Raw genomic sequence first — 14,815 nt, forward strand, 5'->3', positions numbered from 1 at the left:
CCAGAAATACAGAGGTTTTTCAGTCATGATCAAGCCAGTCGATAAAATTAGTACGAATGCCACGCTGAAAGCATTGAAGCCACAAGGCAAGGAATATTTAATTCCAGATAAGAAAATCGAAGGGTTGAATATTCGCGTTCGACCAACGGGCACGATGACTTGGATCTTTCGCTTTCAGGCTGGTAACAAACACGAAAAAATCACCATGGGACGGTATGTTAAGTTGAAACCGGAAACGGGGATGACACTTGAACAGGCTCGAACAGAAGCGGGGCGTTACCGTAGCTGGCTGGAAAACAATAAAAATCCGAAACAGGAACTGGCACGTGAACAGCGCGAGCAAGAGGAAGCAAAAACTTTTGATGATGCTTTTGCCAGTTTTGACGAGAAGCGTTTGTCCAAGCAGCTACGAGGAGAACAAGCGAGGGCAACCTATAGCCGGGATGTCAAACCATTTCTTGGTCACATCAAATTAGAAGAGTTGAGAATTCATGATCTTAATAAAGTATTTGATGCAAAGGTTGATGAGAATGGACAGCGAAAAGCGGGTGCGATTAATGCATGCCATAGAATTATCAATCAGGTGATCAACCATGCGCTAGCTTTGAATATGATTGGTGCACACCCTGCACCACATTTGAAATCCAAGGATGTCGGTGGTGGTTCTAAGGTCACAAAACGCAATTTGAGCTTTTCAGAATTGAAAACATTGCTAACAAGCTTGCCTTCTTGGCGTACAGAGCCCTCAAACGTCCGTCTAATGCAGTTTTTGCTCGGGTGTGGGCAACGTATTAGTGCTGTGCTTGAAATGCGTTGGAGTGAGGTAGATTTGCAAGAGAAGGTATGGTTGTTGCCAGCCAGTTCAAAAGAACGTCACACCAAGAGTCAGGAGAGCCGAAAAGTACCATTAAGTGATTACCTACTGAAACTTATTAAAGAGCAGCGTGAGAATGTACCAAGCAAATGGAAACTTGTTTGGCCGCAGCTTATGGATGACAAACTTCAAGAACCCGCAGCAGTACGTGCTCTGATCAAACGCAATTTACCGGAAGATTTTGAGCGTTTTTCGCCACACGATCTACGCCGCACCTTTATCAGCCGTTGTAGCGAAATGGGGCTGGATATCGTGGCGATTGAAAAGACGGTTGGTCACCAGCTACCAGGTATGTTGCGGGTATATAACCATCACGACTACCTTGAAGAGCAGTTAGTGGTACTGCAAGCATGGGGAGAAAAGTTGCAAGCGTTAGATACAAGCAATGTCATTCCTTTAGAGTCGATGAAGTTGCCTAAGCATTTGTAAAATTCTTAGAGATTATTCTTACTAGTTAGGGGGGTGTTACTCTTTATCTGAGCGAAATTTAATCGTGGCTCTTTGACTATGTGGGCTTCATGAATGGGGAAGTCTTTTGGAGGACGATTGAGAGAATACATAACTCGCTGAGATTTTTCGTATGCTCCCTTCTCTTGTCCATCGGCAGCATCCACTATCATCTCTCCAACTAAACGAGCTTAGGGTTAACCTTCATCAAAACGTTGACTGTTAGATAGATCAAATAACTACTCCAAAAAGTCCCTCACATTGACGGTGCTTTAGTACTATTGAGTGGGATGTTTAATACCTCTTTAGTATTGCTAAAATCAATATTTTCAAATGTAATGCAGTACACCAATAAACATAACAAAAAATTATCATATACATAAAATATTTTGCTGCATGCTGGAGGCCATAATGTATCTTCAAGTAGGAAGGTTGGGAGTTAATCTTAATGATCTTATTGAATCTCTTGATCATCTCGAGACATATGTGTTCATCAAAGATACGCAATCCAGATATATCTATGCAAATAACCTAAGCCTGCAGTTAATGAGAATTGATAAGAAAAAACTGGGTCAAATAAGAGATTCGGATTTTTTACCAGAGGATACCGTTGAGTTCATAAAGCATATTGATGCTAAGGTCATCAAGGGAGAAACGACTAGGGAAGAGGTTTTCATTAATGATGCAAATGGTAAGCAACGGATTTATCTTGAGATGAAATCACCAATTTATAGCTCCGAATCCTCTAATGAGGTTGTAGCTATCTTAGGTATTGCGACTGATATTACAAAGCAAAAGGAACTCGAAAAGAAGGCATGCCAGCAAGCTCAAATGGATGAATTAACTAAAGTTCTCAACAGGCGTGGACTCATCGAAAGCGTACAACAATACCTAAAAAAGAGGATAAGTGAAAACACTTTTTCTGCTTTTCTATTTATTGACTTGAACGATTTCAAAAAAATTAATGATGATCATGGCCATACAGTAGGCGATCACATATTACGTGAAGTAAGTGAACGTATGAAAAGTAGTGTGAGGGCTTCCGGCCTAGTATCAAGGTATGGCGGAGATGAGTTTGTCGTATTTTTAGGGAGCGTTGGGAGTAGCAATAGAGAAGCGGAATACTACACGGAAGAGGTGATGTCGAGAATTGAGAGTGCACTCGCTGGTCCAATAAATATCGGCAAAGGTAAGGTGCAGGTAGGTACGTCAATAGGTAAGTATATTATTGAAGGAGCAGACTTTTCCCTAGAGTCAGCGATAACTAAAGCCGATGAGAATATGTACTACGAGAAAACGCGAGTAAAGAAGATTTAGACTGAACTAAAGTGTCGCAACTCATGCTTGACCTTACAAACCCACAGGTTAGTACAACTAGGTCGTACTGCGAATGTGCTGGTGTCGTAACTCACAATGGGACAAAGCGATTTGCAAAGAGTATGGTATCTACTCGAAAGTTTTAGTAGTTTGACTGATGAACTAAGATGCCGTAGGTGATTTGAGTTGTGGTCAGTCATATAGAGAGAAAACTAGAGAAGTTGCTTAAAAATGAACCTCACTTGACTAGGGCTGAAGCAGTTAAGCTACTAGCAAAATTGAAGCAGAAAAAAACAAAAAGCAAAAGTAAACATCAAGCACTGAAAACCGTTTCAGGGGGAGTTGTTTCTCCTCGATAGAACAAGTTGTCTAGCATCACACCAGTATTGAGTAACGCGCTCAATTAATGATGCTTGTCGTCGGCAGTTCAGCAATCCTCCACAGCATGCTGTTTGGGACAAACGCTCCTTCAGTTTTTGGGTCTGCTAGACACCGCAATGAAATCAACTTTATTGTCTTGCGAAGTTATATTTAATTTCTCTTTTAATTCTTCAACAGGTATTGGGCGGCTTAGATAGAAACCTTGGGCTTGTTCACAGCCTAACTCTTCAAGAATTCGTAACTGGTGATCGGTTTCTACTCCTTCCGCAACGACTTGAATTCCTAACCCTTTTGCAATGTCGATAATGCCTGAAGTGATCGCTCTTGAACGATAATCAACCGCAATATCTTTGATGAAACAACGATCTATCTTGATTTCATCGACGTCGAGTCTATTGAAAATTCCAAATGAGGTATAACCGACCCCAAAGTCATCGATAGAGAACGTTACACCAGACCTTTTCATTTTTGTTACTAGGCTTGCACATTTTTCTATATCCTTAAGTGTGGCTGTCTCTGTGATTTCAAGGCATAGGTATTTTGAAAGTTCAGTGTCTTGATTTAGCTGATACTCAATTTGATGGATACCCTTAGTGCTATTTAGCTCAGTCGCTGAAATATTTACAGATACGCTTTGGATGACACGGCCTAGGAGCTGAGCTTCTTTAAGTTGCTTTGATGCTTGCTTGATTACTAGCTTCGTTAAAGCGCTACTAAGATTATTTTCTTCTGCCAGCGTAACAAATACTGATGGAGGTATATCTCCGTATTGAGAGTGGGTCCAGCGAGATAGCACTTCAACTCCCGCTATTCTCTTGTCTTTTAGGCGATATTTTGGTTGAAAGACTATCTGTATTTGCTCTTCTTGAATCGCATGACGCAACTCTATAATCATGCGTTGTTTTTGGAAATCTTCTTCAGCGAGTTTTTTGTCGTGGTATCGGATAGTATTTTTTGTTTTTTTTGCCTGAGCTAGAGCATATTTTGCCGACGACATGAGTTGCTTGACACTCTCTCCATCATACGGGTAGAAGGCCACACCAATAGAGCATGTCACATCAATTTCATGATTTTTTGCATGTTGATTAAACTGCTTTTGAACGCGAGCTAAGTGCAGAGCTATTTGGTTTTCATCATGCATTCGTACCAAACAAGCAAACCCATCAGAGTGTATTCGTGATGAGAGAAGAGGAAAGACCGTATGAGAGTCAATAGATTGTGCGATATCCTTTAGAAACTGACTACTTTTCGTAAAACCGAGGTGATCGGCTATGGGTTTAAAGTTATCAATATCAAGAAGAAAAAGAACGTAGTGTTCATCTTCTTTGGCACTTTGGATTTTTTGTTCTAGGTAGCGAAAAAATACCAAAGGGCTGTGTAAACCGGTTACAGAGTCAATGTCATTCGCTTGTTCAAGTTCTCGATTGTTCTTTTTTACCAGTCCCCACAGCAATAAAGATGTGACCACTACAAATAACATTCCCTTCAGTGATTGAACCAAGGTATAGACTTGTGTATTGCTCGATAGGAGTTCTACTGCTTTATCTGAGAACCAAACCCATAGCGACGCAAACACAAAGTAAGTAAAAACGAACTTAGTGGAGGATTTTATATCTCTTTTCATACTGACCACAGTATTATTTGTGTACTGCCCATGAGTAAGTTTATACTTAAATAAGTAAATTATCATTAAATTGCATGTCAATCTAGAGGCACATCACTAAAGTGTTTAAAATGTTACATCGAGCATCAATCACAGACTGTTAGGGCTATTCTGGCGTTTTAATGTATGTTGGTTAGTCACTTCTTGGAGTTACTCTCTATGGGGTTTTGCTCAAGATAACTCTAAGTAAGGAGTGATGTTTCATACAGAGTATTCAAAGGTCTGATTAAGTCTTTGAGTTAGTATAGATCTGTGAGTGGCAATGTCTTTTATATCTAATGAAAAAATGGATGATTTAACTTATGGAGTATATGGAGGAAATGTAACAGATGAGGGATAAGTTAAATCTGAGAAAGTTAATTCTGTGCCTGAGTGTGTTCAGTGTACTAGTCACTCTTCTTAATACTTTTCACTCCATATATAGAGTTCAGCATGAGCTGCTAGTTAACAATACCATAGAGTCCAACCGTGTATATGCCGTTAAAATGGCGGAAATAACGGATACTTTTATTGATTATGCTTTATCCCAACTAGAGTACAGCGCACCGATAATCAGCCGTAGAATGCTTGAGCCGCTTGTATTGCAGCAAGAGGCAAATCGATTGCGAACTCAAACCGACTCTTTCAACTCTGTCGTAATTGTTAATGCGGACGGCGTCATCATATCGGTTTCACCAGAAACTATTGAAGTGAAAGGTGTTCAATTAACTGAAGAAAGCGCGTTACAGTCTCTAAATGCGAAAACTCCACTTATCACGAATCCATTTGTATCCCCTGCTGGCAACTATTTGACAAGCATGTCGTATCCTATCTTTTCTGAAAACGGCGATTACTTAGGCTATGTTGCGGGAACCATCTACCTCGATCAAAAAAATATATTAAGGACAATTCTTGGGCAGCATAGTTACAAAGATGGGTCATATTTGTATGTTGTCGATAAGCATCAGACGTTGATTTATCACCCTGATCCGCAACGAATTGGAGAAGTTATTACTAATAACGAAGCAATAAGAGCGGTAAGTCGTGGTGAGGAAGGGGGAAAAGCTATCGTTAACTCCCATAGCGTTGGCATGCTCTCTGGATACGCGCCCGTAAAACATGCTGGCTGGGGGGTTATTGCTGAGAAGCCAGAAGAGCGCGTTTTGTCTATGCTTGACGATCAAATGTGGCATATGTTTATAGAGTCACTCCCAGTTAGTGTTCTTATATTTTTGATTATTTGGGTTTCTTCGATTTTTATATCGAAACCTTTATGGCAATTAGCCAGTGTAGTCAAAAGTTTTGAAAGCCATAACTCTACCGAGCAAGACTTAAATGAAGTGAAGCCTTGGTATTTTGAAGCGTCATACTTGAAACGTTCATTTCTCAGCACGTTCAATATTGTATCCAGCACTATTGATCAGCTGCACCTAGATACTTTAACTGATCCCATGACTGGGCTACTGAACCGCAGAGGTCAAGGTAAGGCGATTGATACCTTGCGAGCACAAAAAACTCCCTTTTCTGTGCTAGCTTTGGATCTTGATTACTTTAAAAAAGTGAATGATAGCTTTGGTCATGATGTCGGCGATGATTTATTAGTCAGTGTGGCAAGTATGATCAAGGCTCAGGCACGAGAAGTTGATATTGTTTGCCGCTCTGGTGGCGAAGAGTTTATCGTTTTCTTAGTCAAAACGGACATACATCAGGCTAAACTCGTTGCCGAGAGAATTCGTAAATATATTGCATTAAACAAGTTTGATGCAGTAGGGCATGTTACGATTTCTATCGGAGTGTCTCATTGGTCAGCAGAAGATGAGCCGATTAGCGCGACTCTTAAACGTGCCGATGATGCTCTTTATCAAGCTAAACATAATGGTAGGAATCGCGCCGAAATCGCTCTCTTCAAGTGAGAGGCCTGAAATTAATGATATAGCCCCATTATGCGCAGTGCTTAAGTATTAGGAAGGTCATTGCTCCTTCCTAATACCTGATTTCAAGTATTTTGAAGAACAGAAGTCGGGGCGAATTAGTTTTGATAGGTGGCTAGAGGTAGTTATTTCACGAGACTTCTGCTTCGTTTCTTTACCATCTGCCCTCAGCATCGTCAGCCGAGTGATATGTTGAGTTATTCCCTTCAAATTTCAGCCGACCAAAACTTTCACATAATACATCAAGAGTGATGTCGCTTTCTAAGATGGTTTCTACAGGTACTGCGAGAGTTTCATCGTCTGAGAAATCGTTAATATCCAGTTGATAGCGCTCAAAGCTGTGTTGTTCTTCGTCAGTTAAAGATGACTTAAGTTTGTGCTCAAATACTCGACCATATAACCAGCATTTGATATTTCCTAGTGAAAATTCAATAAGCGGTGCTTCACCATAAATCCCATCCATTCGATTGTTGGCTTTTAGCATAGAGTGAACCGTTAATATTATTGCCACACTGTATGATCTTCCTGCAACCTGTAGTTCAGGACGCGCAAGCTCACACCAGTGATCCGAAGAAGATAGCTCGTACAGTTTATTGCTTCTAATCGTTGCTGCGTCAATGACCTCTTCGCGTAAGTAGGGATGAGAATGAGCCGTTCCAATGTATTGATAATCCTCGCCGAACACTTTAGCGATATCTTTTTTTATTGAAAGAGAGAGTGGGTTCCATTCAACTGAAGAGCGTTTTCTTTTAGCTGATGTTTCAACAGAAACATGATTTATCGTACATTTAAATGGGTGGGCTTTATTCGCATATCCCCAAAGGTGGGCCGCTGTCTCTATGGAGACTGATTTTCTGCCCTCATGCTTTATCGCATAAGCCTCTAAACCAGCCATGATTAGCTCAAATATCGCACTTTTACTGACTGAAATTGTCGCGGTCATTTTCTCTTGGTTCCTATTATTGACGGTTATTTTCGTAGTTTGATGAGAGGTAAGACACAAGAGTTATTGGGCGAACTCTACATGTTCTTTCAGTTTGTTTTTATAGCGCTCATAAAGCGAATCCCATACATCTTCACTTACCATGACTAGTGGTAAGTATTCTTCAAAAATGACACCACTGTCGTCAGGGTAGGCAAGCTCGGTATAAGCATAACGTGGGCCATCTACATAAAGCGCTTCCCAACATTCGATGCATTCATCTTTAAACCACTCTTTTGTGATTGGCTCAGGGCCGTTACCCAGAAGATGAATTAAGTTCTTAGAATCGAAGAAATGATGTTCTTCACTTTTGATATCAAACAGGTAGCTAGAAAATAGAGTGATGGCTCTTCTGCAGAAATACCATAATCGCAACATTGAAACTGCGCAGGTGATTGAAGAGCTGATACAGTGGGCGAAAGAGATGCAAGCTGACGCTGAGATGATGGAAAAACTGGGGCTTTCCACTGATGAAATTGCGTTTTACCGTGCATTGGTCACCAACGAGGCATCTGTGCGCACCTTAGGCGATGACAACTTGCGCCAACTCGCTATTGAACTCACGCACCAACTGCGTAAATCGGCTACTGTATATTGGCAGAAACGAGAAAGCGTGCGTGCTCGGATGCGCAACCTTGTACGCCGTTTATTGCGTCGCTAGAAATATCCACCTGATGCCGCAGAAGAGGCAATTAAGCTGGTTCTGGATCAAGCTGAAGTGCTGGCTGACGGGTGGTATGCGGCATGATTAAATGAAAGGCAAGGTCTGATAGCCTTGCCTTTCTATTAGTGCTGACATTGGTCCTGTCTTATCATCCCACTTTCTGCTGAATATTATTTAAAGTGTGTTTGTATTTAGAGAATGATCCCTGTAGTTTTCTTTTCCTCTTTAGGCTTAACGACTTTTGGCTTCGCATGCTCTGTATGCTTTCGTTTTGACTTCGTATAAGCGGACTTACGTGCAATACTATGATTTTCGATTTCTGCAATATTTCCTTTTACTACTTTTGCATAGGCAAACTTAGGCAATACTTTGGTCACTTCAATGGTCGCAACTTTGATTTCATCGTGGCCTAAACTCTCTTTTGTCACAGGATCGATAAATTTTTCACCCAAATTGAAGACATCAAAGTATTGTCCTTGCTTAACTGTATTGCCGCCCGAGTTCAAAACTAAAGAGCCATTATCGCCAACTAAAACCACTAACGGATAAATGTTATCTTTTAGTTGGTTAAATATTTTTTTCGAAGCAATATCAACCAGAAGATTCAAATTGTTTCTACTTGAAGTGGTTGGAATAGTTGCTGACCATTTCACTTGATTATTGACAACATCGAGAATTTGAAATTTTACCAAAACTTTAGAGCTATAGTAGGTTTTCACATCTTTAATGCTTTCCCCTGTGAGCTCTACGGTACGTGAGTTATCGACGACACTTTCGTTAGTGTTAGCAGTAACAACCTGACCAGTTACAAAATACTGTAACGTTGGGTCGAGTTTGTCATATAGTACTTTGAACTTTCGGTCTTGCACCAAAAGTTCTTCGACTTTTTTGCCGATAATAGTGCCTTTTGGGCCAGAAAAACTACCAATAGCGATTGTTCTTCTTTTGGCATTTTGATCTTTTATTTTCTCTCTAGGGTCAACCTCAACCTTAACCTCTAACTTTACCTCACAGCCATAACTTGAACACTTTTCATGTAGCACTTTGTACTTAACGTTCCCTCGCGAGTATGTTGCAGTGCCATCTGCCATAGAGTCGTTTAACTGTTTTGTCTTTCCGTCGTTAATTGATGTAAGGAGTGAAGTGCGGGCACTTTCAATAGATACACCTGAGACCTGTTCTACCGCACGCCTTAAACTGACATCAATAGCCTGATCTAATGTTTCTCCTTGCCCATTTGTTATAACTTTCTCATAACTTGCAGCACTAGATAAACATGAGAATAAGCTTGCTGCGCAAAGTAGTATAAGCCTTTTATTCATGTTAAAAATCCGCCACATCAAACATATCTTCCGATTCAGCCGAGTTAATGTTATCAGAGAGAGTTTCTGCTCCCAGGGCTTCTTGCTCCAGCTTTTCAGCACTCATTCCACTTGCCATATTTTTTGCACTCACAATCTTCTTAGGATGCCAAACGAGTACCGTCCCCACCATTTCATGCCCCATCACAGGGTGCTTACGACGCCATTCAAACTCAGTACTTACACCAGTCATATTTTGTACACTTGATGTCATTGAAGCACTTTGTTGAACGGATTTGATTAATTCATTAGTTAAGCCTGGGGACTTTTTGCGAACAGCACCTGTTATCAAATCGAACTGCTCAGCTTTACTGACACGGTTTTCTTCTGAAGTTGACTCTTGGAAATCGCCATTCAGATTATAGGTTTGTGCCAAGCTCGCCCAAGCGTTGTTCGTTGCAAAGCTCTTAGCTGCTTTACGTTCAATTTTTCTTTCCGTTGGTGAGGATGTATAAGTAACGCCTGCTTGACCGTATGAAATCAACATGGGATAGCCGTCGGAGTCATAGCTAACTTGAGTTCCTACCTTCAGATATAGACTGTCTTTTTGGTTATAGAACATATCGTAGATAGATGTCATTTTAGGGTTAGCTTTATCTTTCTGTGGTGTAATTTGACCGCCGGAATCGATCATTGCACGAACTTGATCTCGTTTATTTGCAGACAAAGCAAGAACAACCCCAACTGTCCCTTGACCAGAATCTCTGATTTCTTCATAGGTTTTGATAATCATCATTCCAGCCAAATCACCGTATGAAGACCTTATAGTCTGCTTGATCACTGACTCTTTAAATAGATCGCGCTTGATCGATGGTGGGGCTGCTTCAAACTCTTTTGGATCAATCCCCATTTCTTGTAATTCTGCATCAAGTTTACCTTCTAGCACCGCAACCACTTTATCTAAGAAGCTCGCCATCTGAGAGTCACTCTTAAAATCCTCTTCAGTCGGGGTCGGCAAGCCGCTATTTTTTGTCATGGAGTAAAGCATGTTATTTTCGACACTGGTATTTAGTGTTTGTAAGTATTCTTTTTGCGCCTCTAATACGGCCTTATCTAATGCTGCTACTCGAAACTCTGCCCATCGAGGGTCATTGCGATCTGCCATGATTTCAGCAGAACCAGAATAAATAAATACACTATGTTGCTTACCCTGTTTATATAAGGTGCGTTTTACGTTTGACACATAAGCATCAAGCTTTTCATCAATGGCATCAGTGGTATCAACATCGTTTTGAACTTGGACCACATCTTTATCGGTTTGTTTGCCCGCAGCCTCTTCTGTTATTTCTGCTACCGTTGTTGTATCTACTAAATTACCTTCTTGAGATGCATGTGTTGGTAATGACAAGCCAGCGATTACCATTGCTGTAAATAATTGGTTTAATTTCATTTTTAATCACCTAACCCTCTAACTAAAAGTAATGGGCAGCTTTCACTGCCCATCATTTGACGCTACCTACCAGCTCACACTTGAGCCATCCGCTACCTTGCCGACTACTCGCTCTCCTTCCCAATACGCTAAACCATTTTCTATATTGGTTAGTGACATTTGGAAATAGTACTCAATTCGTGTATCTCCGTTATCTAGAGTTGAGTCTCGCTGAAGGATTTTGCCTGATAGGCTAAAGTCTGGGGCTAGTACTTGGTTATCTCCTTTGACACTTGCCTGTTTGACCATTTTGGAATTTTTTAAATCACGCATTTTTTTTGTGGCATCGTCCTCACCGAATGCAGTTGTTACTAAGAATTTTCCTGATTGAAGTAACTTTACTCTTAAAGATTTGGTTAGCTGATCAGTGTCTAAGCGCTGCATAGTGTCATTCTCAATGCCACTTACATAAATAATGTATCGACCACCAACATCTGCTTGAGGGTGAGTCATCAATTTATTAGAAATAATGTCATCAGCCATTTCATTTGCTGCTTTCGAGAAATCAGCGTAAGAGAGGGCTGCTACCACATTTGTCGTTGTATCAGCAGCATCAATATAAGATGTGGTTGTTTTACAACCAACCAAGCTCATCGCAGCTACAACAGCTGCAATTGTCAATTTTTTCATGTTTATCCTTAAATATTTACGACTTTTACGGATGGTTCTATTAATGGAGAGACCGCTTTCACGTAGATGATGTGTTTGTTAGATTCTGTGCTAAGCTCAACTGGAATAGTGAAAGATCCTGCCTTTATTTCAACTGTATTGTGTTTGGCTTTGATTCGAGTTGCTTGATATTCACTCGGTAGGGCTGAGAAAGTTCGAATATCAGCACCAGTAGTCACCATTTGTAAAATGGCTAATGCATCACCAAGTAAAGCGTTTTCATCTTTAACTTGTTTTTGAGCGATGGTTTTTAATGTTACTCGGGTGATTTCACGAGCTAAAATATATGGAAACTCCTGATCGAATTCGGCACTAATTATCTTATCCATATCTGCAATAGTGCTGGTCTTTGAACCATTAATTGTAATGCTGTCAAATGTTGTACCGCGTTTTTTCAAGGTAGGAATTGCGATACCAGCATAAGATACATTGTTAGACAGTAAGAAAATTGGCAGATCAATTCGACGCTCTTCTTTCACTGGCGATTTGCCATTTTCAAAAATCACCCAAACTTGATCTTTTAGCCTAGATTGGCTTGGATTTTTAACCATACTACGTGCCAATTGATAGTCCGCTTTGGCAGCAGGTGAACCAGTAAGAGAGTGTACACGCTTGAAAGAGTTAGCAGCTTTTTCAAAGTCTGACTTAGATTTACCTGTGATGAGTAAATGAAGACCGTAAGAGTATGTAGTAAAAGGGTTTACGTAGCCTTCATAAGGTTTCCATTGGCCTTGCTCAATACCTGCTTTTTTTAGTGTATTTTGTGTCAAATCCGATTCTATGGTCTGCTTTACCAAAGCGCTTGACTCACCAGCTTCAGACTCCAGTTCTTCGCTTCGCTCCTTAATGATATCTGCAAAATGTTGAGCTGCTCTACGCTGTCGCTCTTCTGCTCTATTTAGTTCAACGCGAGCATTTTGATAGTCATGAAGTGATATAAAATTCCATGCTTTAATGGTATTTGTCATGATGCCGTCGTAATGCGCTTGTTCGTAAGCCAACATGGCGTCATTTCCAACCATTGAACCAATAAGCTCAACTCCCTCAGAAGCAGTACTTTCCGTATCTTCTTCTTTCATCATTATTTCTGTTTCATCAAGCAGCTTGGTGGATAATTCGTATTCACCTGCATAGTTCAAGCTTGCACCAGCTTGCAATGTCCATAGTAGGTCGCTTGTTTCACCTGAATCGTTATCGTAGCCAGCATGTTCTAAGGCTACTTGAGATGCTCCCGAAAAGTCACCAGAATCAAGCTTTGAATTGAAGCTATCGAAGTCGTTTCTCTGCATCATACTTGTACAGCCTGACAACATAACCATACTGATCGCACTGCTAATTAGTTTTATATTCATTGACTTTATTGTTATCTAAATGATTGAATTTTTGAACTAGAATCACCTTATACTCACAAATAGCACTGCAATCAAGCTCTTAATGTGTGGTTAATTAACACTTTTAGTATTATCCGATTATTGAATGCTATTTATTTGATTTATGTCATTAGGCTCACATGCGTCTCTTGTCTTTGAAAGTTGAGTGTATCTACTAAACGTAAGCGAATATCTATTGTTATCAGTAGGGAAGCTCTTCTTATCTCAATTGGACCATTTCATTATGTGTAGTAGTAATGAAAGGAATTTCAGATAGATATTATCTTCGTGTATATCCCAACGGTTTCATTTTTAGGAGCTTTTTATGCACGAAAACAACTACTATTTTGATGGTCCTGTCACAGCAAATAAGGTGCTCGACGCGGCTGCTGAAATCCTTGCTACACGGGCTCTCCGAGGCGATCAGTATTGCAATCCCGAAGCAACAAAAACCTATTTATCTTGCAAATTAAAACACCATGAAAGAGAGGTGTTTGCGGTGATGTTTCTAGATAATCAGCATCGTCTTATTGCTTTTGAAAAGCTCTTCTTTGGCACAATAGATTCGGCAAGTGTCTATCCCAGAGAAGTCCTCAAAGCGGCTTTAAAAGTCAATGCCGCCGCACTCATATTTGCTCACAATCACCCTTCTGGTGATGCCACACCTTCCCAAGCCGATAAACAAATTACGCAAAGGCTCAAAGAGGCTTTAGCGCTGGTGGACATTCGAGTTCTTGATCATATCGTGGTTGGCGATAGTGCCATCTCTTTTGCAGAGAGGGGGCTACTATGATCCAGAAAACATCGGGTGAACTGGAATTGCAGGATAGCTTTCATCGAGCATTGCTTTTGGTAATCCAACGTTATTCGATTCCTCCACAAGCTCAACGTATGGTCCTGAACTGTCGACAAAGACGCTATTACCAGACAGGGCAGGGGCTTCATCCCATTGAAATTCAATTTCGTCGTACATCGGTCAGTGAAGATTGGCAGGTTGTTTGCTTAGCGAGTTTTCTTATTCGGAAAATAAACCGAGTGAGATGGAGCCTGAACTCTACTTTCATCTCTTCAATCTTTGGTGTTATCAACCAGATAGCGGTGCTGCAAGTCTTGCAGACCCGCAAGTGAAAGCGCTGTTAGATACTTGGCTGAACGCGCTCTCTCGACACCTTACTCAGTCTCTCTTTGATGACATTCAGTTATCGATGATTCAAACCTTCGATGAACACCATTCATGATCACATTTTAACCTCGGTCACTTTTAGGAGATCTAACCATGTCTATACTGCATTTTACGCCGTCAGCTCTTGCTGTTTCTAATAAGCTTTTGACGTTATTAAACCAACATTGTCATGCCTCGATGAAATCAACACAGTCCACCAGCCATGCCCTCTCTATCCATTTTCGAGACAAAAGCTATAGCGCGGAAGAGGGGGGATATCATCCGGTTGAGATTGGCCTCAACATTGTGAATGGTAAAACGGTTGATATTCTCTACATTACCGATTTTGCGTATATGGGGAACTATTATCCGGAGCTAGAGCGATGCATTGATTTTGATTTTGGCAATCAAGTCGCTTTTACCGTCGCCACTGGATGGCAAAGCATTCGCTCTCCAGGTATCGATGAGCTGTATCAAATGTGGGAGCAAAACTTTCTTCAGTACGTCGAATGGGAGTGTTACGACGACATTCAGATTTCTCATTAACTTTTATCAATCTAGCTAAGCTTTAACCTGCTGCTTTATA

General features: G+C 40.7%; 11 protein-coding genes and 3 pseudogenes. 7 read left to right on the forward strand and 7 right to left on the reverse strand.

The genetic code is table 11. The features are described from left to right. The first annotated feature begins 25 nt into the window (after positions 1-25). Positions 26-1,303, forward strand: a complete 1,278-nt coding sequence (locus J4N40_RS00740; protein WP_025593104.1) for a tyrosine-type recombinase/integrase — start codon at positions 26-28, stop codon at positions 1,301-1,303. Between the two features lie 429 nt (positions 1,304-1,732). Next, positions 1,733-2,638 (forward strand): sensor domain-containing diguanylate cyclase, encoded by a 906-nt coding sequence (locus tag J4N40_RS00745; RefSeq protein ID WP_025593100.1) that lies wholly within the window; start codon positions 1,733-1,735, stop codon positions 2,636-2,638. A 469-nt stretch (positions 2,639-3,107) separates the two neighbouring features. Here the strand turns inward: J4N40_RS00745 and J4N40_RS00750 are convergent, their stop codons facing one another. Further along, a complete protein-coding gene (locus J4N40_RS00750; protein WP_250654334.1) occupies positions 3,108-4,643 on the reverse strand; it encodes a putative bifunctional diguanylate cyclase/phosphodiesterase in 1,536 nt (511 codons plus the stop codon). Positions 4,644-5,011: 368 nt separating this feature from the next. Between J4N40_RS00750 and J4N40_RS00755 the strand changes: the two genes are divergently transcribed. After that, positions 5,012-6,574, forward strand: coding sequence for a sensor domain-containing diguanylate cyclase (locus J4N40_RS00755; protein WP_140279175.1), 1,563 nt, complete (start codon positions 5,012-5,014; stop codon positions 6,572-6,574). Positions 6,575-6,746: 172 nt separating this feature from the next. On the opposite strand, the gene J4N40_RS00760 is transcribed toward J4N40_RS00755, so the two are convergent. Both J4N40_RS00760 and J4N40_RS00765 read right to left on the reverse strand, forming a co-directional pair. Further along, entirely contained in the window at positions 6,747-7,535 is a 789-nt protein-coding gene (locus tag J4N40_RS00760; protein WP_025593094.1) for a hypothetical protein, read from the reverse strand. A 63-nt stretch (positions 7,536-7,598) separates the two neighbouring features. After that, positions 7,599-7,946: pseudogene (locus J4N40_RS00765) on the reverse strand (hypothetical protein); the annotation flags it as partial. Here J4N40_RS00765 and J4N40_RS00770 point away from each other — a divergent pair. Further along, positions 7,912-8,322 (forward strand): annotated as a pseudogene (locus J4N40_RS00770) (type I restriction enzyme endonuclease domain-containing protein); the annotation flags it as partial. The pseudogenes J4N40_RS00765 and J4N40_RS00770 sit on opposite strands and share 35 nt — an antisense overlap. 107 nt (positions 8,323-8,429) lie before the next feature. Here J4N40_RS00770 and J4N40_RS00775 read toward each other — a convergent pair. The 4 genes from J4N40_RS00775 to J4N40_RS00790 form a co-directional block, all read right to left on the reverse strand. Further along, the gene (locus J4N40_RS00775) at positions 8,430-9,560 is read right to left on the reverse strand and encodes a hypothetical protein (protein ID WP_140279176.1); all 1,131 of its coding nucleotides are present in this window, start codon (positions 9,558-9,560) and stop codon (positions 8,430-8,432) included. Position 9,561: 1 nt separating this feature from the next. Beyond that, positions 9,562-10,989 carry a DUF6844 domain-containing protein gene (locus J4N40_RS00780; RefSeq protein ID WP_140279177.1) on the reverse strand — a complete coding sequence of 476 codons (1,428 nt, stop codon included), beginning with the start codon at positions 10,987-10,989 and terminating at the stop codon, positions 9,562-9,564. A 66-nt stretch (positions 10,990-11,055) separates the two neighbouring features. Then, positions 11,056-11,658, reverse strand: a complete 603-nt coding sequence (gene lpoB, locus J4N40_RS00785; RefSeq protein WP_005393740.1) for a penicillin-binding protein activator LpoB — start codon at positions 11,656-11,658, stop codon at positions 11,056-11,058. Positions 11,659-11,666: 8 nt separating this feature from the next. Then, positions 11,667-13,049: a COG3014 family protein gene (locus J4N40_RS00790; RefSeq protein ID WP_025593641.1), complete on the reverse strand. Its 1,383-nt coding sequence runs from the start codon at positions 13,047-13,049 to the stop codon at positions 11,667-11,669. Positions 13,050-13,392: 343 nt separating this feature from the next. Here J4N40_RS00790 and radC point away from each other — a divergent pair, with 343 nt between their 5' ends. From radC to J4N40_RS00805, 3 genes and pseudogenes are all read left to right on the forward strand, one after another. Further along, entirely contained in the window at positions 13,393-13,860 is a 468-nt protein-coding gene (gene radC, locus J4N40_RS00795; protein WP_025593642.1) for a RadC family protein, read from the forward strand. Further along, positions 13,857-14,305 (forward strand): annotated as a pseudogene (locus J4N40_RS00800) (DUF2787 family protein). Before radC ends, J4N40_RS00800 begins: the two are co-directional and overlap by 4 nt. Before the next feature lie 38 nt (positions 14,306-14,343). Then, entirely contained in the window at positions 14,344-14,775 is a 432-nt protein-coding gene (locus J4N40_RS00805; protein WP_140279178.1) for a DUF2787 domain-containing protein, read from the forward strand. Positions 14,776-14,815: the final 40 nt, after the last annotated feature.

The organism is Vibrio sp. SCSIO 43097 (assembly GCF_023650755.1).
Classification (GTDB): Bacteria; Pseudomonadota; Gammaproteobacteria; order Enterobacterales; family Vibrionaceae; genus Vibrio; species Vibrio alginolyticus.